Raw genomic sequence first — 17470 nt, 5'->3', positions numbered from 1 at the left:
AGGCGTGTTGCGCGAGCAGGTCAAAAGCCCCATGGCGCGACCGCGGCAGCATTTGGCCTGCTGGGCGGGAGCGGCTGACGAAGCTGCTGGGGAGTAGGATCAGGCCAGATCGGTGTGGGAAAAGCCCTTCCCTTTGTAGAGCAAGGGCATCCCACGGCTTTTTGCCGAGGCATATGACAGGCAGTCAGCGAGATTGAGCTGAGCCGGGTGGCCGCGACCTTTGCCATAGTTCGAAAAAGCCTGGATCGCGAGCTTGGCATCACCGATTTCGATCGGAACCACCTCGATCTCGGCCTCACGCAGGAAGTCCTCTATCGCCTTTTCGGCGAAGAGCGGCTCCACCACCAACTTCGATGAAAGCCGCATCGCCGCTTCGAGCACGACCAGCGGAGATGTGATCCGTATCGAGGCCTGCCCGATCCGGCGGCTCCAATCGGCGGCGTCTTCCTCTCCGGCGAGGACAGCGATCACCACCGAGGTGTCGATGAACATCAGGAATGTCCCCACATCTCGTCGATCTCATCCTTAGTCAAATCCCTGCCGCCGCTTCCCGCCTTGGCCTTCAGATCGTTCGATATGGCGGCCAGCCGCTCAGCCAGCGGAACTCGTTCACGTTCGCGCTGAAGCTCGGATTCGAGCGCTTCGATCACCGCTTCGGTCAAGGAAATCTTTCGCTTTTCGGCAAGCTGCCGGGCGAGGTCACGGGCGCGCGGGTCTCTGATCTGGAGATTCATTCTGGAAGACTCCGTTCGCTGTCACTACAATATAGTGATCTTGTCATGACAAAGCCAGAGAGCTGGCCTGTTCATGCCATCTCAGCCCCGTAGAGCATATCATCCTGCAGCTTCCGCAAAGCGAACAGCCTCGTCGTGCGGTCGGGCGTAGCATTGTCGGCGGTGAGCAGTTCGCCCTTCCTCACCGGTTTCAGCACCTTGCCGCCTTCGAGCAGGCCGACCGGCACTGCGCGATTGGCGCGCGCCTCTTCGACGGTCATGGTCCATGAGCGGTAGCAAGTCTCGCCGATGGCATCGAAGGTCTCGCCCATGGCGAGATCGCGCTTGGCCACCGCGCAGACCTCGGCCACCGGCCTCGGCAGCGGCACCATGTCTGGCCGGCCATAGAGCATGATGCGCGCCGCGGTCAGCGGCACTTCCAGCGAGGTCAGGTGATACGGCCGGAAGAAGCTGTAGTAGGGGCCGTGGCCTATGTGCAGGTCGTCCATGCGCTCGACGATGCGCGGATGCGTCGCCTCGACGATGACGAACACGCCGGGCGCCACGCCCTTGCCGATGGTGTAGTCGACAACGCCCTTCTTCGACAGGATGCCGCCATCCGCCTTCGGGATGAGCACATTGGCCAGCTGATCGCGGTCGGCCTTTGGGCCGTGCATGCCGGGAACGTCTGGGACCAGCCCGGTGGCGTTGGCGATGGCGCCCATCTCGACCATGGTTTTGGAACCGTCGACGAATTCGACCAGCATGCGCGGGTTCATGTTGCGGCGGATCGCTTCCTCGCGATAGTCGTCCGGAACGGCATCGTGGTTGAGCGGGTTGTTCTTGCCCTTGCCAGCCGAGACGATGGTGTAGCCGAGCGCCGACGCAAATTCGATCAGCTCCATGCAGCTCGACGGCTCGTCGCCGGCGCCGACCGAATAGACGACGCCGAGCCGGTCTGCCTGCTGCTTGAGGTAGCAGCCGATGGTGACGTCGGCCTCGACATTCATCATCACCAGATGCTTGCCGTGCTCCATCGCCTTCAAGTCGAAATCGGCGGCGACACCAGGCTTGCCGGTGGCGTCTATGACGACGTCGATCAGCGGATTGGTGACCAGCATCTCGTTCGTGGTAATGGCGATTTTGCCCGCCTCGATCGCCGCGGTGACTTTCGAGCCCCTGTCCGCCTCGACCGCCATCGCCTCATCGCCATAGGCGATGCGGATGGCGTCACGGGCGGTGTGCGGGCGGCGTGTCGAGATGGCCGCGACCGAGATGCCGGGCATCAGCATGCCTTGCGTGACCAGGTCGGTGCCCATTTCGCCGGAGCCGATGACGCCGATGCGCACCGGGCGTCCCTCGGCGGCGCGCCTGGCGAGATCGCGGGCCAGTCCAGTCAGGGCGACATTGGTCATGCAAGCGTGTCCACGGCTTCTTGATTTGCAGGCGGGAATAGCAGGGAACGGCCCCGCTTTGCCAACGAAACCAGCGGACGGCGGCAATTTCTCCGGCAACAGGCCCGACAGGTGAGGCCAACCCCGGTAGAGGCTGATTGACCCGCCTCGGCGTCAAACCACCCTGATATAGCTCGTCATCCCGGTTTTCTGATGTTCGATGATGTGGCAGTGCAGCAGCCAGTCGCCGGGATTGTCCGCGACGAAACCGAGCTGAACCTTCTCGTTGGGCTGCATGAGATAGGTGTCGGAGATGACCGGCTGAACCTGGCGTGTCGACGACGACAGCACCTTGAAGCTCATGCCGTGCAGATGCATCGGATGCGATTGCGGCGTCAAATTCTCCATGTCGATGACATAGCTTTTGCCGAGCTTCAGCTCGGCCAAAGGCGCGGTCGGGTCCGGCGTGTCGCCCGGCCACGGTACCTTGTTGATGGCCCAGAAGGAGTAGCCTAGCGTGCCGCATATGCTGTCGCTCGGCACGTTTTCCGCCGTGGCGCTGAGCGAGAGCGCTATGTGTTTCGCGCTGGCGAGATCCACCTCCGGCACCGGGTTGGCTTCCAGCGGTGCGAGGCCGCGCAGGTCGCGCTTGAGCGAGCTGCCGGTGGCGCGCAAGGTGGCGAGGACCTTGGGTTTGGTGCCCCTGATGTCGCCCAGGCTGACGATCGCGCCCTCCTGGTCAGGCATGCGGATGGCGAGCTCCATGCGCTGCCCCGGTCCGAGCAGCAAGGCATCGGGCGCAAAACGCTGCGGCACCGGATTGCCGTCGAGCGCGATGACCGCGGCCTCCGCACCCTCGACGCGAAACGCGTAGATGCGGGTGACATCGGTGATGGCGACCCGCAGCCGCACCAACCCGCCGGCCGGCGCGTCGAATTGCGGCTGGTCGAGCCAGTTGGCGGTGCGCACCGTGCCATAGGTTCCGGTTTTTGCGGCATCGCGCGGCCGGAATTGCTGGATGAACTGCGCGTCGTCGCCGAGGCGCCAGTCGCGCAGATTGACGATTGCCTCGGCGTCGAATTTGGGATCGTTGGGGTTTTCGACCACGATCACGCCGGTGAGGCCATGGCCCATCTGCTCCAGCGTGTTGCAATGCGGGTGATACCAGAACGTGCCGGCGTCGGGCGGCGTGAAGGCGTAGTCGAAATGATCGCCGGTATAGACGTAAGGCTGAACTAGGAAGGGAACACCGTCCATCTTGTTTGGAACGCGAATGCCGTGCCAATGGATGGTCGTCGGGTCGTCGATGGCGTTGACGAGACGCGCGGCAAAGGGCTCGCCTTTTTTCATCCGCAGTACAGGCGGCATGCCTGATTCACCATACGTCAGGACATCCCGGGTCTCGCCCGCATCCATGAACCTGGCCTGGATCTTTGCCGTCTTGAGCACCACCGGCTCAGGTGTGACAGCTGCCCAACCGCTGAGCCTGGTCATTGCTGCCAGCCCGACGCCGCCACCGCCGGCAACCGCAGCCGTTTTCAGAAGCCCGCGGCGGGTGAATAGGGTCATCTGGCGCTCCAACGGAATATGATTACCTGTCGTCCTGAATGACGGGTGGCGACCGGCGCACAAGCCGATACTGCCACATCGCATCTCTGTCATGCCATGGCGAGCCGGTGACATCTGCTTGCGCAACAGCGTGAACGCTGGCGTGCCCACCATTCGCCCGCATAGCGCGGGCTCGGATTAATGCAACTCGGCCAGCAACGCCTGTGCCTCGGCGAGGTTCTTTTCGGAACCGGCGGCGAGATCGTCCATCTTCTTGTCACGGAAGATGACGAGCGCGTCCTGGCATGCGGCGATCGCTTCCTGTGCCATCGCCTTGTCCTTGTGGGCGGCGCCCAGATCGACCAGCACGTCGCACAGGCTGTCCTGCGTGAAGGCGACAGCCGGCACCGAATTGATCTTCTTTTGCACCACGATCGCCTCGCGCAGGACCAACACCGCCTCCTCGAAATGCGCGACATTGTTTTCGGCGCGGCCGGCCATGGTCAAGGCATAGCCCATCTCGTTGCGCGCATTGGCCCAACGTTCGGGATCGCGGTCGCGACCGAGCTGCTCGGCAAGCGCCCGGTTGACGACAATCGCCTCCTCGTACAATTCAGCCGAAGGCTCGCGGGCCGCGATCATGCTCAGCGTCTGCGCGAGACTGGTCTGGTTGGTGATCCAGAGATCGGGATCGCGGGCGATCGTTCGCACCGTGGCGAGGTCGCGGTAGATCTGAGCGGCTCGTTTCAGCTTGCCGACATCGTTCGCCCAGTAACCAAGACTCGACAGCCCGCCGGCGAGATTGTTCTGATTGTTCTCCCAGACAGCCAGCGCATTCTCGCGCGTTACCACGCTGAGCGCTGCGTCATAGGCGGCAATCGCGCGGGTGAGCAACTCGACGTCCTTGCCGTCCGCGGCCATCAGCAAGGCATTGCCGATATCGCCCTTGGTGCGCGCCCATTGCATGCGGTTGGGAAAACCGTCGTAGATCCGCGCTGCCGTCTCGAAGCTCTGCACGGCCTTGGCGTAGAACGTGGCGTCGCCACCAATCCGGCCCTGGCTGTAGACGGCAAAGCCGAGGTCGTAATTGATATTGGCCCACTCCTCCGGGTCGGCGTCCTTGGAGTAGGCGGGGAGCGCGGCTTCCAGCATGTCGGCTGCTTGCGCCAGCAAGTCCAGGTTGGATGTATCGTCGCCCAGGATCGACAGGGTCTGGCCGAGCACGCGCCGCGTCTGGCCGATCTCCGTGACATCACCGCCTTTCGTCTGCCCGTCGAGCGCCGCCCGCAGCGCGTCGACCGATTGCTGCAGCAGTTGATCGTCAGAGGCCAGCTTGCCTGACATCATCAACGCGCAGCCGAGGCGGAATTCCGTCTTGGCCCAATTGGCTGGGTCCTTGTCGCGGGTGCGAACCCTGAGCACCTGACCGTAGACATCGATCGCCTGCCGCAGGGTCGAGATGTCCCCCGCGCGTTCGCCCCAGTTCGATAGCGTGCCTGCAAGGCTGTAACCAATCGAAGCGAACTCGCCCGGCGCGGCGGTTGCGGCATAGACCTCCCATGCCTGACGATACGCGGTCACCGCCTGAATGTAGTAATCGGTTCCCGTATCGAGATCGCCGAGCGTGTCGTTGACCGATCCCAGATTCTGCTGCAGCGAAGCCCAGTCAAGCGGCAGTTTCTCACGCGGATATTCGGACAGAGCGGCCTGGTACGCGGTGGCTGCCTGCAGCAGCAGTTCCTTGTTCTTCTGCTTGGCGCCGAGGCGCTGCAAGGCGTTGCCCAGCGTCAGCTGGCCGTTCGCCCAGCTCGCCGCGGCGTGCTCGCGCGTCCGAACCGAAAGCGCTGCCTCCGCCGCCTCCCGCGCGCGCTGCAACGCGGCGATATCGCCGTTGATCTCGCCGATCGACTCGAATGCGGTGCTCAAATTGTTCTGGATCGTCGCCCATTGCGCCGGCGCGCGTTCCCTGGTCATCTCCTCAGCCGCCGCCTGGAAGGCCGCGACCGATTGCTCAAGCGTCGGTACATCCTTTTCGCGCGCGCCGAGGCTCGCCAGAACGACACCCAGATTGATCTGGCTCAATGCCCAGTCGAGCGGTACGCGATCCCGGCGATATTCTGTCAGCGCGGCGCGATGCGCCGATATCGCTGCGCGAAAACTGTCCGATGTGGTCTGGCGTTCGCCGATCTCGGACAGCACGATGCCGAGATTGTTCTGCGTCGCCGCCCATTCAAGCGGCAGTTTTTTCGACGACTGTACCTCGAGCGCCGAGCGGAAGGCCGCGACTGCCCGCTCAAGCAGTGCCGTCCCGTTCTCGCGCTGGCCGAGCCGCCAGTAGACCGTGCCCAGATTGCCATAGGTCGATGCCCAGTCGTCAGGGTAGGCGTCATGCGTATAGACGGTCAGCGCCTGCTCATAGGCGGCAGCTGCCTTGTCGAGGTTGTCGCGGCCGGCTTCCCGTTCGCCCAAAGTAGCAAGCGTGGCGCCCATATTGTTCTGGGTGGCCGCCCAAAGCAGCGGCAACTTTTCGCGGGTGACATAGGTCAATGCCTGTTCATAGGCTGTCAGGGCCTGGGCGAGATACGCATTGTCGCCGGAGAAGTCCCCTTGTTCCGACAGAGCGTTGGCCTCTGCCGCCTTGTAGTAGAACGCATCTTCGTCGCTCCATTTCGCGGCCTGCTCATAGGCCTTGGCGTAGTCCTGAGCCGCCTCCTTGAAGTTGAAGGAAATCTCGTAGGTTCTGGCGCTGCTGGCGAAAACCTTTGCGAATTCGAGCCGCTTTGCCTTCAGCTCGGCCTCGGCCTGGTCGACCGTAGACGAAAGTTCGCCGATGCGGGCCTTGGCCTGCTCGTTGAATTTCTGCGCCGCTTCGAGCGCGCCTTCCTGAACCGCCTGTTCGGCGAGTTTCGATAGCCTGGCAATTTCGGGGTCCGGGTTTTTCAAAGTCTCGCGTTCGGCCAACACGTGTTTCAGCCGTTCGGTCTGGCCACGCAGCAGCTTGTCGAGCTCAGCCGGATCCTTGGGTATGTCGACCCCGAGCGCCTTCAGCATGGCGTAAAGCCCATCCATCGGCACCTTGCCGTCACGCGATATGGTTTCGATCTGGCGGCGCTCCGGATCGGGTAGCGTCGAGATGGTCAGCAGGAGCTGGCGCCGCTCCCTGAGGATTTCGCCCTCATCGCCTTTCGGTGCCTCGGCGGGGGTACCGAAATAGAGCAGCCGGCGCAGGCTCTCATTGACCCAGGGCCGCTGCTGGCCGTTGGTCTTGAGATAGACCTCCTCGCCGATCATGCGCAGAACGGTGCCGAATTCCTCGCCGCCCATCGTGTCGATGTGGCGCAGGATCGCTGCCGCATAGGGGCTGTTGCCATCGGCCGGACCGTCCAGCGCAACCTTGCCGGGCTCGGCGGCAAAGGCGATGACCTGGCCGAGGCTGCCGTCGACCGAGCCCTTGGCGTCGGCGCCGCCCTTCAGGGAAACCACGCCGCGCGTTTCCCCGAGACCGCCGGCGCCGATCGGCTTGCCTTGGTCGCCCGGCGCCAGCTTCAGGAGCGTGCCCGGCGGGAACGGATCGTTGCGGCAGGCGTCCAGCAGAACGATGGTGACCGGCACCTTGGCCTTCAGTTCGGCGACGATGGACGACAGCGGCACCAGCTTTTCGCCGGCATTGTCGAGCGCCGAGATATCGGCATCGACAGGGACCAGATAATTCTCGCCGCCGGCTTCGATGCCGTGGCCGGAATAGTAGATGATGGCGACATCGGCGCCCTCGGCATCGTCGACGAAGCCTTCGAGATCGCGCCGCAATTTGCGCGCGTCGCGGTTGGTGGCGACATTGGTCTCGAAGCCGAGCCTGTCGAACATCTCCTCGATGGCGCGGGCGTCGTTTTCCGGATTGGGCAGTTTGCCGACATGCTGGTAGTCGGACTGACCGATGATGAGCGCGACGCCTTTCAGCGCCTTCGGCTCTTCAGCCAAAGCGGGGCCAAACGCGCATAGGCACACCAGTGCTGCGGCAATTGCCGCGCACATGCGCCCTGTCGCACCTGCCGTTCGCCCAAAGAGCATTCTCTACCCCAAAACCCGACGCTATCTTCCGCAGGCGAGATGGCATCATGATGGCCGGCCGATGGCAAGTCCTTGGGCGAGCTGTGTTCTTGTCGTGGATATGCGTACGAGGAGGCTGGCTTTCAGCGTGCGAGCGGTAGTGTTCAGCATGCCGGATACGGCCAGACCGGCCTGTTCGTGAGTTGACAGGTCCGGACTTGTTGAGCAGTCGTCCGGCCCCGTAGAGCCTCTTTCTCTCAATGTTTCCGGGCGAGGCGCCACGGTTGGATGCGCGGGATTGGCACTTTTGCGTCAGCCGGCTTTTTTGGTCCGCAACGAGACCCGGACTTCGCGACTGCATCTTTTTAAATCAAAGGAATGAACTGGTGCTGCGAGAGAGGATTGAACTCGATCAGCAGCATCACAACTATCTGTTTTTATTATTCTTTCTGACACCCAATTGGGAATCTGTGTACCAGCCCCGTGTCCAGCTGGCAAGACTCCAGCTTCATACCCCGCTTATCTCAACGCCACTCTGCTGCATTGCCCGCATCAAAGCGGTCGAACGAAGCTTCTCGGGAGAGCGCCCTTCACCCACCCGCCTAAGCTTCGCCAGAGCTTTTCGATATTTCCTCCAGAGTTCGCGTGCGTGCGAGGTGTCGGACGACCGTATCATTTTGATCACCGCATCGGCGTTCATGAGCGGCTCAACCTTGCCGCCGACAACATGCTCTCGATATTCCGGGCTCAAGACATCATTAGTGCTGATGTCGAAGAGCCTCGCCCCACTGTCATTGATTCCCATTCGATATTCTCCTTTCTGTGATGTATTCGGTCCAGCGGGCCGCCGAGCACCACGGCGGGTGCTATGCGCACATCTGTGTTTCGCAAATTTTGGCAGCGCCTTGCCACGCGGATCGCGGACTTCTGCATGTACGAGCAATACGACGCAAACAGGGACAAGGCCCCGGTGCTCACCGAGGCCTCGCGATTGAGTTGGAGGTCGTCAGTCCAGGTGTCCCTGCCCCGGTTCTTCGTTCAGCCTAGCAAGCCATCCGAGCGGCCGCATTGGCGAGCCTATCGGCTTCCTCGTTGACCGGATCGCCGTTGTGTCCGCGCACCCACTCCCAAGCCACAGAACGGACTTCTACGAGTGCACTCAGCTCTTCCCAAAGCTCCCTGTTCTTAACGGGCGTCTTGCCGGCGGTCCGCCAGCCCCTGGCAATCCAGTCGGGCAACCGCTCAGTTATGCCCTTCACGACATATTGGCTGTCGCTGCGCAACACCACGGGCTTGCCGCTCGTCACAAGTTTAAGCGCCTCAATCGCCGCCATCAGTTCCATTCGGTTGTTCGTCGTCTTGCGGGCCGAACCAGTCAGCGCCTTGCGCTTCAGCTCTTTCGAGCCTTCCAGCAATTGGACAATTGCCGCCCAGCCACCCGGGCCAGGATTGCCGATGCACGCGCCATCGGTATGGATGATAATGTGCTGGCCTGAATGATAGGCCTTGGTATCGTTCATTGTTGAGTTCCTAACCTTGAGGGTCATAGGTGGAAGAAGACAACCGCGCCGATCAGAGAGCAGCGCGATCGTCGGGACTGTGTGTGGATTGTTTCGGGATGTGGGGACGACAATCCGCCAATCTGACGAATCATCGGCATTTTTCGACGATGTAAGTCCTTCTGTAATGTAAGTATCCAGTCGGAAGACATCACAGGAATCTCACTCCGGTGGGACCCCGAAAGCTTGTTCCGGGCGAGGGTCTATCAGTTCAGGTTTGGAGGTCACCTTGAGGTGGTCGGGAAGGGAATTATTCTTGAATGCTGTCCACTTCCTAATCTGGTCCGCCCGTATCGTGACATAGCGGGAGACCATCCGTTCCGACACGCCGGTGATCCTGCTTATGTCGACCTGAGGCAGATCAGGGAAATGGTCGAGCAAGAAGCAGACCTCCATTTGCGAGGTCAGCTCTGAGCGTCGGATTGCCCGAAACTTCTCCCAGCAAGCTTTCGCTTCCTCGGCCAAAGGACTTGAGGCGATTGCCGACGAGATGGCGGCAACCCCTTCATCCCACCGAGCATCAATCCATGCCTGTCCTTCCGGAGAGAGGACATCGAACGGATAGTTCCCCTCCTTGGCGGGATAGATGCGCTTTCCAAGGCCCTGTTCGACGGCCTCGCGGGTGAGACGCCTTCTTGTGACCCTGGACTTCCCCGAGATCGGAGCCTCGGTCTCCTCCCGAAGCAGTCCGACCTGCGTCAGTACGGCTCTGACCTTCCGCCGTCCGACTCCTTTCCTTTCTCCGTATTCAGTTACCGTGATCCAGTCGCCGAGAGAGACGAGCTTGAGATCGCCAGAGGCGCGGTCGAGAACTTCTGCCGTGTACTGCATTCACTCCGGGTCACGCTGCTTCGCTTCTGACGGCGAATGCGCCGGGTCCGAGGATTTCCCTCAGGTCCGCGATGTGGTCTTTCCGTTTCTGCTCTCGTCCTTTCTCAATCTCTCGTCTGATTTGGATGCCGTAGCCAATGAAGTTGGTCGCCTCGATTGACGACCACAGCGCTCGGGTAACCGATGGCGGGCAGCGCTTTGTCGAGCTCCGAACCATCGTGCCCTCCGGTCTCCAGGTGAAGTCCGTCTCGCCTTGAGCGAGCCGCCGCAACATGCGAGCTGCCTGATACTGGAAACCCCGGTCGCTCGCCCACCGTCGAGGCTGGTCGGCATAGAAATACCCAAGGGCCATGCAAAGAATTGCAATCTCCATCGCATGGTAGTCCTTGCCAACGCTGACGATCATCTGCGCAGCGCGGCGCTCATGGACGTTCTGGGGTCGGCCGCGATTCCCTGCCTCAAGGAACTCCTCGGCTCGCCTTGTGACGCGATCCCAGTCCCCCATGATGACAGCTTCGGCTCTCGGTCCTGAGCGCCTAGCGAGATAGTCGCGAATGGCCTTCTGGTACGGCTTGAGTTCGGTCTTGGTGACGCCTCTTTGCCTCGGATCGCCGTGAACTCGGTCGACGTTCCTGTGGTATTCGCAAAGATGGCTGAACTTCGTTGGTGCTCGATAGCAGCCGTCGACACGGCACATGCTTCTATTTCCTTTCTCTCGATTTGGTTTAGTGATTTCGGGACAGACGAGGCGATGCTGGGCACGCGATCGGCTCTGGCAAATTGACCCCGTGTGCTGGTCCGAACGTGGTTTCTAGCCCTGGAGCAAGAGACACGGACGGCTCTCGATTTCGCCGGTCGCGCCAAAGGTGATCCGGGGTGCGTGCCGGAGTTGGTTGGCAACAGTTGTTACAGAAAGATCGGCGCTCCTTGTTTGGCATTAGTGATGCCAGATTGAATGGAACCACATGTTGATTTCTGCGCAGCCTTGCTCATTCGCGGACGCGGTATTGCTGCCCGAGGGTCTGATCCTCCTCAATAAAATGAATGATTGAGTTGAGGACCCCTTCACCCCTTCTGGACAAGCGGACTAACTGATTGCGCTTGTCGTTGGGGTCGGAGTACGTCTCGATCAGGCCGAGGCCGGTGTGACGTAGCTTCTTGGTGCCATATCCTTCAGTTTCGTCAACGGACCTCAGGGCAGCGAAATGACGGGCTGACGGCCCACCAGGAGCAAGGTCGATTAGCCGAGCGTATTCGGCCATGGGTCGGTCGGGGTTGAGAGCGATGAGGAGAAACAGGCGCATCTGTCGGACAGGCATGTCCGGGGCGAGCTTGATGAACTCCTCAATGATCATGATGGCGCGTACCGTTGCCGTGTAGCGGTCACGGTCGGTTAGGTGAGGCTTAACTGGGCGGGCTTTCGTCTCGTTCTTTTGCTTCGCAGGTTGCTTCATTGGTAATTCGGTTCCCTCCATCGTGTTCGCGGTTGTGATGCATTGTCTTCGAAAGGCCTGTCTAAGCCGCCGCTGCTGTCCAAATCGCCAAGCAGCCCCCGGCGCGAGAGACATTCCGAAGGCGCACCTCAAGATCCTTGAGCTGGTTCGTTGTGAACCCCTTCAGTATGGTATCGATTCTGGCTTCCACTTCGGCGCGTTCCCTGTCGGCTGCGCAGCGGGATGTTTGTTGTTTCTGTTGAGGAATTTTGGATGATTTGCCGTACGTACGGCGAACCTCAGCCTGCTTCTCTCGCCACTCTCGAACCCGGTTAGCGGGAGCCGTGGGTTCAGTCCGTCCCTCAATGATCATGATGATCTCGTCAGCGCGGGACCGACCGATGTCGCAGTGGGCCTTCAGAAACTGAGGCCACGTTATGTCCTTGCGCTTGGCGACGCGGCTCTTGGCCTCGATCAGGTAGAGGCCGCAGGACTTGGCATGGTCATTCGCTCTCTTGTTGTTCTTCTCACCGGCCTGGTAGTGGCCATAGGCCTGTGCCCCGAGTTGTTCGAGGCTGAGGTCTTCGTAGCTCAAACTCTGTTCTCCTTTTTAATTGAAAATGCTGGTGGGACTCAGCGAGCTGAGCGAGTGGTTCTTCTTCTTTTGGTCAATTGACCTCCGGCTCTTGTATCCCCTCGCGCCTTTTAAGGTCAGGGACTGCATTCAGAGGTGAGCGTCTGGACTCACTTGGCAGGGCCGGTTGGGCTTCCTTGCAACGCCTTTTGGACGCTTCAGGCCCCACCTGAGTGGGGACCCCGCTTCGGCCCTCTCACCGCCCTGAGGTGATCCCGGCGCGGATGTTATCCGGGACCTCAGGCCAGTACGGTCCGGTCTCAAGCCGGTCCGCGAAGCCTACATGCGCCTTTGTTTCGCTCTTCAGCTCCCCATTCCGAGCTTCCGCGGAAGGATCATCACTTGCGCCTCAGTGGTCTGAGGGGCCTCCCTTCTGCCCCGTGGCATCCGTTCGGTGACTCATATATGTACGATTTAGTACTGGTACGCAAACGTACTTAATAAGAAATGTAGAGTCTGGGGCCTCCTTCGAGCTAAGTCATTGAGGAATAAGAACGAAAAATTCTAGGCACTTGGCGCGTCTGAGCTCCAAGGTGGCCATGCTGCGCGATGCTATGGCGTTGAGCGCGGGGCAATGATCGGTTGCCGACCCTATTCAAGAGCTTCCAGTTTGTCGGGTTTTTCGCCGTACCATTTTATCCACGGCCTGACCCTCCACGTTCTCACCGCGAGCCTTGTGCAACGACTGTTCGTGCCCTCAGCGATTAGTTCGCGCGCAAAATCGAAGCGTGCCTCTTCCGCCAATAGTTTGAACATCTGGACGATCTCGACAGCAAGGGGGGTCACCCTTGTTTCGCGGTATCTCTTTGTTGCGGCCCTCTGTTTCTCTCGCGCTCGCATGGGATCAGCCCGATAGCGCCGTTTCACCTCTTCGCGTGACTTGTCAGGATTAACTTTCCGCCATCGTCTCTTTCGTTCAGTGGCGGCTGCTGGATTTGCCGCATGGTATTTGCGATTGGCTTCGCGCACCTTCTCCGGATTGGTCTGACGCCAGTTTTGGGACTTCAAACGGGCACTCTCACGGGCCTTCTCAGGATTGCGCAAGTATCGTCTTTGACGCTGTTCCCGATGGCGCTCCGGATTGGCTTCCCGCCATCGACGCTGCCGTTCGGCATCCCGTCGTCGCCTTTCTTCAGTGGAAATCAAATCTCGCTCCTGGTGAAGTTGGGATCGAGGCTCAGGCCGCGCCCACAGCGACGTCACTGCCCCACGCCGCAAGTGCCTTCATTTTGCATGATCAGCCTTTATACTGGCAGCCTGCGAGTCATTGCTGAGGAGGAGCAACCTCCTTCAGGCCCGCAGCCTCAAGCGCGCGATAGACCGAGCCACGTCCGATGCCGACGGCCTTCGCGACCTCGGACACGCTCTTCCCCTCGCGGAATAGCGTTACGGCCTCCCCGGCCTTTGCCCGTGCCGTCGGCTTGCGACCCTTGTACTTCTGCTCCCCCTTGGCCTTGGCGATACCTTCTTTCTGCCGCTCCCTCATCAGGTCGCGCTCGAACTCGGCGAAGGCCGCGAACATGTTCAGCATCAGCCGTCCGTATGCTCCAGTCGTGTCGAGCGTCTCCTTGCCGAATTGCAGCACCTTCAGCCCAATGCCGCGCTCGTGGAGGTCATCGACGATTTCCCCAAGCGTGCGAGTGTTGCGTGCCAGCCGGTCGATCTTGGTGATGACCAGCGTGTCGCCCTTGCGCAGGAACCCGAGGGCGCGCTCCAGCTCCTTCCTATCGCCGAGCGCCGACACCTGCTCCGAGTAGACCTCCTCGCAACCGGCAGCCTGGAGATCACGTACTTGCGCCTCCAGACCTGCAACCTGTTCTTCTGTTGACGTTCTCGCGTAACCGATCTGCATGTCCAGCCCCTTCTATGTGTCCAATAGAGCCTAGACTTCTGAGTCGACTGTGTCCAAAAGTCAATACCCGCTCTTCTGGACATGGAACGAGGTGCCCAGCCGGACGTCCGATGGACCCTGCCCATCTGGACACCGGCTTGCTGGACAACTCGCCATCTTCAATGCAGCAGCGACCTGACGTTGACTATCTGCAGATTATCTGCGCAGATAGATTTCTAACTGAAGGAGCTACCCATGGGACTGATGATCACAGCAACCAATGCGGCCGGTGTTGGCCCCGGCCTCTGGACCTTTGAAATGCCTCCGCATCAGATCCGCCTTTTTGGAGCGGCGCCGTCCGCAACTGGTCAGCGCAGCATAGTAGTTCTCAAGGCCTGCAACTTCGACCCCAAGGCGCGGACCCTACAGTTCGATGTGGACGACGCTGTCGCGGTGAATGTAGGAACCCAAGCTGAGGCAATCGCTATTGCGGCTGAAACGCCGACATCGAGCAGTCAAGCCTCGATCACGTCCCGCAACGCTGCACCGGTGGTGACTTATGCACCCGGGGACCGCCAGTTTCTATCACTGGCCGAGGACCTGCTCCCTCTCCCTATGCAGCGGGCAGCGGCAGCGCTATTAGACGGCGTTCGTCAGCGTTCGCAGGGTGAACTGAAGCGCGGTCTTGCCCGCAACTTCAGCGAGACACCTGACAACTTTTGGTATGTCATCATTCAGCCGAGGGTCTCGCAGCTTTCGATCACCATCCGTGGGCCGGTTGAGCATTTCGAGCCCATAGCCAAACTGCCAATTAAGGATGATAGGGGCAACACCCTCTTCAAGGTGACCAGCGGGGCGGACGTACCGAGCGCGCTCGAACTGATTTTCCATGCGAAGCGCCGGAAGTAGGCCGTAGACTGTCGTGGGCCGCCAGACCAAACGGCTTCACTCCTTCGAGGTGAACCCTTAGGCGGCACACAGTCGCATTCGGAAGCCGCTTGGCGAGCCTTGCCAATGTAGGCAGGACCAGCCGGTTGAGTGGCAGATCTAATGATCAGTAGAGGGGACGCTGTGCCTATTCAGAACGAACAAGAGTTAGCAGACGCAGCCGTGAGGGCCGGAGCGCTACTTCAGGAAATTCAGGACTATTTGGGGAACCAAAGCAGCGCGACAGCTCGCGTGAGATTTCCACGCGGTGTAATGCGGACAGCCGCAGTTTTTCGCTCTGCATTCCCTCGCTACATGCCTTACGACAAGCGTACGACGTGCGCTTACGGGCTCATGTACTTCGACGCGATGTGGTGGTTGACGCATCGTACCGACCTCGCCGGCGTAGCCCAGGAGATGTGCTTCAAATCGATGATCATAACCCTCGGCACCGTGTTGGAGGCGACCCTTCGTATCCCAGCTGAGCCGGGCCTCGGTGGTGGTGGAGCCGGTGTGAAACAGAGGTTGGATACGGCGGTACAAAGAAACTGGGTCACTCAGGCGGATGCCGATTTGCTCAAGCAGCTCTGGGATCATCGAAACAATGTTCATGCACATGTCCTGGGTGCGACAGAATTTGGCCTCTACAAGCTTGCCCATGTTGACGGTGCGGCGCGCGCGGTCCGGCGCTTGGTAAGTAACCTCAAGGCTTGGGACGATGCGCGTGCATGAGGCGATGCTAAGCGTATCACTGAGACCCAACTCGCAGCGATGAACAAACCGACGCTAATGCACGATTTCGCACGATTGAGTGTAAGGCCAAATGGGCTTGTTGTGCCTGGAAGGTTGATCGAGCGGACCCTGGCAGCTCACACCTTCAACCTCGTCGTCTATAACGACCACGAGACCTGCCCATCTGGACAAGCCGTCGAGGAGCAGTACAACCGGAACGCGGGGGGGGTAAAAGATGAACCGAAGCGAACGTGCGTTTCTGGCCAGGGGGATAGATGCCGGCACAGCTCGCAGGCTTGTCGACGCCAAGATGACGCTTGCCGATCTTAAGTCCAAGACTCTACCAGAGCTGACGTCTCTTGGAGTCAACTCTACTGCGTCTAGCGTTATCCTAAATGAAAATCGCCCTCCCATTCCAGCGACCATTCTGACCAGTGTACTCTTCGCCAATCGATTTACCTGTTGCGTGTGCCGAGAGCATGAAAAGCCCATAATCCTTCATCACATAGTCCCGTGGGAGGAGAGCCGTAGCCACGATGCAAACAATCTGGCCGTTTTGTGCCTAGATGATCACGGCCATGCGCACAGTCATAAAGAACTCTCTAGAAATCTAGATAGGTCTGCGATCTTAAATGCAAAGCAAACCTGGGAAGAGCAGGTCCGACGCATGGATGCTGAAGCAATAATAAGGTCGTCTAGCGTTGAGTACAATTCTTGGGCATACTTTAATCATTTACGCTTGTTCGAACTTGCCGAGGAATTAGACGTCGACTTCACCAGGGTTACCGGTTTCGACAATGCATTAATTCTCGCCTTGATATTCCCTGATGGAGCGTTGCGCCCACGCAGCTCTGATACTTTTTATATGTATGAAGGCCCCGAGATACTACACCTCCACCGATACACGAAAGGCGTGATGACGGCCGTCCTTAGGCGCCTTGTAGTGTTTAACATCTCGGATCATCTCGATAGAGGGGACTTGCCGCACGTTCTCGCGACAGGCGATTTTGTATTCGTGCAAGGAGCACACTCCTTCAAGAGTCTGACCAAAAGCCATGAAGGACCGGGACAAACGACCCGAGGAGTACGGCAAGCAAATCGTGTAAGCGTAGAGTTTACTTTCGACAATTGGGAAGCACTGTCATCTTCAGCGCACAGCGACTGGCTATCCGGCACAAAACGAGCGGGCACATTACTTCACGTGCGGAGCGTAGATCGAGATGTCGACAGACTTGTAATCCGAGGGACGGCGATAGGCATCTCAAATGGATATGGGGATCTCAAGCGCAGGGATTACAGCCCTAGGTTCGGCAGGTTTATTGACTTCGATCCCGACGAAGACCCTTATGAGGAGCTTAGCGATTTTGACGGAGCGTAGCGTGCGAAGCGTTTCCAGCCGAGCAACAGCTTGAACTCCGAGGTGGCCTAGAGACAAAGGCCGGGGTACGGGGGGAGTGTTCGGTAGCCGCCTACCTGATTGGGCGGACGGATTTTTTTGCAAAATATTTCGGTATGAAAGGGTCATATGCGCATCTATGCGGTCACGAACGGCGTCGAGAAGGAAGCCTATCGGCTGTCCGGAACTCACTACAAATGTTTCCCGCGCAGCGACAACGAGGTCGCGAACGCGAAGGAGTTTGTCACGATCGAAGAGGCTGCGATTTTCATGATCAAGAACCCTGGCTGGGGTATTCGGATGAACCCCGGCTCGGCGATCATCTACCATGGCATTCAGATCGAGCTGTAAACCCCTCGATACCTGAAGGTTAGGTTGCCATCATTAACCCAAGGGCTGTATTGCTTCGTGGTGCATAGGGGGAG

General features: G+C 59.7%; 17 protein-coding genes and 1 pseudogene. 5 read left to right on the top strand and 13 right to left on the bottom strand.

The window, feature by feature from the left end; genetic code table 11:
* Nucleotides 1-99 precede the first annotated feature (99 nt).
* From ACYG9Z_RS18775 to ACYG9Z_RS18715, 13 genes are all read right to left on the bottom strand, one after another.
* Nucleotides 100-492, bottom strand: a complete 393-nt coding sequence (locus ACYG9Z_RS18775; protein ID WP_023751972.1) for a type II toxin-antitoxin system VapC family toxin — start codon at nt 490-492, stop codon at nt 100-102.
* Nucleotides 492-734 carry a type II toxin-antitoxin system VapB family antitoxin gene (locus ACYG9Z_RS18770; RefSeq protein WP_023689347.1) on the bottom strand — a complete coding sequence of 81 codons (243 nt, stop codon included), beginning with the start codon at nt 732-734 and terminating at the stop codon, nt 492-494. Before ACYG9Z_RS18770 ends, ACYG9Z_RS18775 begins: the two co-directional genes overlap by 1 nt.
* A gap of 71 nt (nt 735-805) precedes the next feature.
* Entirely contained in the window at nt 806-2128 is a 1323-nt protein-coding gene (locus ACYG9Z_RS18765) for an NAD(P)H-dependent oxidoreductase (RefSeq protein ID WP_023751971.1), read from the bottom strand.
* A 153-nt stretch (nt 2129-2281) separates the two neighbouring features.
* Nucleotides 2282-3676 (bottom strand): multicopper oxidase family protein, encoded by a 1395-nt coding sequence (locus tag ACYG9Z_RS18760; RefSeq protein WP_023751970.1) that lies wholly within the window; start codon nt 3674-3676, stop codon nt 2282-2284.
* 177 nt (nt 3677-3853) lie between these two features.
* Nucleotides 3854-7687 (bottom strand): caspase family protein, encoded by a 3834-nt coding sequence (locus ACYG9Z_RS18755; protein WP_198020712.1) that lies wholly within the window; start codon nt 7685-7687, stop codon nt 3854-3856.
* A 523-nt stretch (nt 7688-8210) separates the two neighbouring features.
* On the bottom strand, nt 8211-8507 hold the full coding sequence (locus tag ACYG9Z_RS18750; RefSeq protein WP_023707969.1) for a hypothetical protein: 297 nt from the start codon (nt 8505-8507) through the stop codon (nt 8211-8213).
* A 238-nt stretch (nt 8508-8745) separates the two neighbouring features.
* Entirely contained in the window at nt 8746-9222 is a 477-nt protein-coding gene (gene rnhA / locus ACYG9Z_RS18745; protein ID WP_023707970.1) for a ribonuclease HI, read from the bottom strand.
* 201 nt (nt 9223-9423) lie between these two features.
* Nucleotides 9424-10092: a hypothetical protein gene (locus ACYG9Z_RS18740; RefSeq protein ID WP_023707971.1), complete on the bottom strand. Its 669-nt coding sequence runs from the start codon at nt 10090-10092 to the stop codon at nt 9424-9426.
* 10 nt (nt 10093-10102) lie between these two features.
* Nucleotides 10103-10789, bottom strand: a complete 687-nt coding sequence (locus ACYG9Z_RS18735; RefSeq protein ID WP_023707972.1) for a hypothetical protein — start codon at nt 10787-10789, stop codon at nt 10103-10105.
* 292 nt (nt 10790-11081) lie between these two features.
* Nucleotides 11082-11546, bottom strand: a complete 465-nt coding sequence (locus ACYG9Z_RS18730) for a hypothetical protein (RefSeq protein ID WP_023709139.1) — start codon at nt 11544-11546, stop codon at nt 11082-11084.
* 61 nt (nt 11547-11607) lie between these two features.
* Entirely contained in the window at nt 11608-12120 is a 513-nt protein-coding gene (locus ACYG9Z_RS18725) for a hypothetical protein (RefSeq protein ID WP_023707974.1), read from the bottom strand.
* Between the two features lie 630 nt (nt 12121-12750).
* Nucleotides 12751-13305 (bottom strand): hypothetical protein, encoded by a 555-nt coding sequence (locus ACYG9Z_RS18720; protein WP_156931533.1) that lies wholly within the window; start codon nt 13303-13305, stop codon nt 12751-12753.
* Nucleotides 13306-13423: 118 nt separating this feature from the next.
* Entirely contained in the window at nt 13424-14011 is a 588-nt protein-coding gene (locus tag ACYG9Z_RS18715) for a recombinase family protein (protein ID WP_023707977.1), read from the bottom strand.
* Nucleotides 14012-14245: 234 nt separating this feature from the next.
* Between ACYG9Z_RS18715 and ACYG9Z_RS18710 the strand changes: the two genes are divergently transcribed.
* The 5 genes and pseudogenes from ACYG9Z_RS18710 (at nt 14246) to ACYG9Z_RS18690 (ending at nt 17396) form a co-directional block, all read left to right on the top strand.
* Nucleotides 14246-14899 carry a hypothetical protein gene (locus ACYG9Z_RS18710; protein WP_023707978.1) on the top strand — a complete coding sequence of 218 codons (654 nt, stop codon included), beginning with the start codon at nt 14246-14248 and terminating at the stop codon, nt 14897-14899.
* 333 nt (nt 14900-15232) lie between these two features.
* The gene (locus ACYG9Z_RS18705) at nt 15233-15649 is read left to right on the top strand and encodes a hypothetical protein (protein WP_023707979.1); all 417 of its coding nucleotides are present in this window, start codon (nt 15233-15235) and stop codon (nt 15647-15649) included.
* A gap of 235 nt (nt 15650-15884) precedes the next feature.
* A pseudogene (locus ACYG9Z_RS18700) lies at nt 15885-16226 on the top strand (HNH endonuclease signature motif containing protein); the annotation flags it as partial.
* A gap of 90 nt (nt 16227-16316) precedes the next feature.
* Nucleotides 16317-17027, top strand: coding sequence for a hypothetical protein (locus ACYG9Z_RS18695; RefSeq protein ID WP_023709142.1), 711 nt, complete (start codon nt 16317-16319; stop codon nt 17025-17027).
* Between the two features lie 147 nt (nt 17028-17174).
* Nucleotides 17175-17396, top strand: coding sequence for a hypothetical protein (locus ACYG9Z_RS18690; protein ID WP_023707981.1), 222 nt, complete (start codon nt 17175-17177; stop codon nt 17394-17396).
* Nucleotides 17397-17470 lie beyond the last annotated feature (74 nt).

This window comes from Mesorhizobium sp. RSR380A (assembly GCF_054719385.1).
The sequence above is the reverse complement of the archived record's forward strand: the minus strand, read 5'-3'. Positions and strand labels throughout refer to the sequence as shown.

Coding starts and splice junctions, on each gene's coding strand:
- ACYG9Z_RS18775 (WP_023751972.1), bottom strand. CDS start 492: ATGTTCATCGACACCTCGGTGGTGATCGCTGTCCTCGCCGGAGAGGAA.
- ACYG9Z_RS18770 (WP_023689347.1), bottom strand. CDS start 734: ATGAATCTCCAGATCAGAGACCCGCGCGCCCGTGACCTCGCCCGGCAG.
- ACYG9Z_RS18765 (WP_023751971.1), bottom strand. CDS start 2,128: ATGACCAATGTCGCCCTGACTGGACTGGCCCGCGATCTCGCCAGGCGC.
- ACYG9Z_RS18760 (WP_023751970.1), bottom strand. CDS start 3,676: ATGACCCTATTCACCCGCCGCGGGCTTCTGAAAACGGCTGCGGTTGCC.
- ACYG9Z_RS18755 (WP_198020712.1), bottom strand. CDS start 7,687: ATGTGCGCGGCAATTGCCGCAGCACTGGTGTGCCTATGCGCGTTTGGC.
- ACYG9Z_RS18750 (WP_023707969.1), bottom strand. CDS start 8,507: ATGGGAATCAATGACAGTGGGGCGAGGCTCTTCGACATCAGCACTAAT.
- rnhA (WP_023707970.1), bottom strand. CDS start 9,222: ATGAACGATACCAAGGCCTATCATTCAGGCCAGCACATTATCATCCAT.
- ACYG9Z_RS18740 (WP_023707971.1), bottom strand. CDS start 10,092: ATGCAGTACACGGCAGAAGTTCTCGACCGCGCCTCTGGCGATCTCAAG.
- ACYG9Z_RS18735 (WP_023707972.1), bottom strand. CDS start 10,789: ATGTGCCGTGTCGACGGCTGCTATCGAGCACCAACGAAGTTCAGCCAT.
- ACYG9Z_RS18730 (WP_023709139.1), bottom strand. CDS start 11,546: ATGAAGCAACCTGCGAAGCAAAAGAACGAGACGAAAGCCCGCCCAGTT.
- ACYG9Z_RS18715 (WP_023707977.1), bottom strand. CDS start 14,011: ATGCAGATCGGTTACGCGAGAACGTCAACAGAAGAACAGGTTGCAGGT.
- ACYG9Z_RS18710 (WP_023707978.1), top strand. CDS start 14,246: ATGGGACTGATGATCACAGCAACCAATGCGGCCGGTGTTGGCCCCGGC.
- ACYG9Z_RS18705 (WP_023707979.1), top strand. CDS start 15,233: ATGCCTTACGACAAGCGTACGACGTGCGCTTACGGGCTCATGTACTTC.
- ACYG9Z_RS18695 (WP_023709142.1), top strand. CDS start 16,317: ATGGATGCTGAAGCAATAATAAGGTCGTCTAGCGTTGAGTACAATTCT.
- ACYG9Z_RS18690 (WP_023707981.1), top strand. CDS start 17,175: ATGCGCATCTATGCGGTCACGAACGGCGTCGAGAAGGAAGCCTATCGG.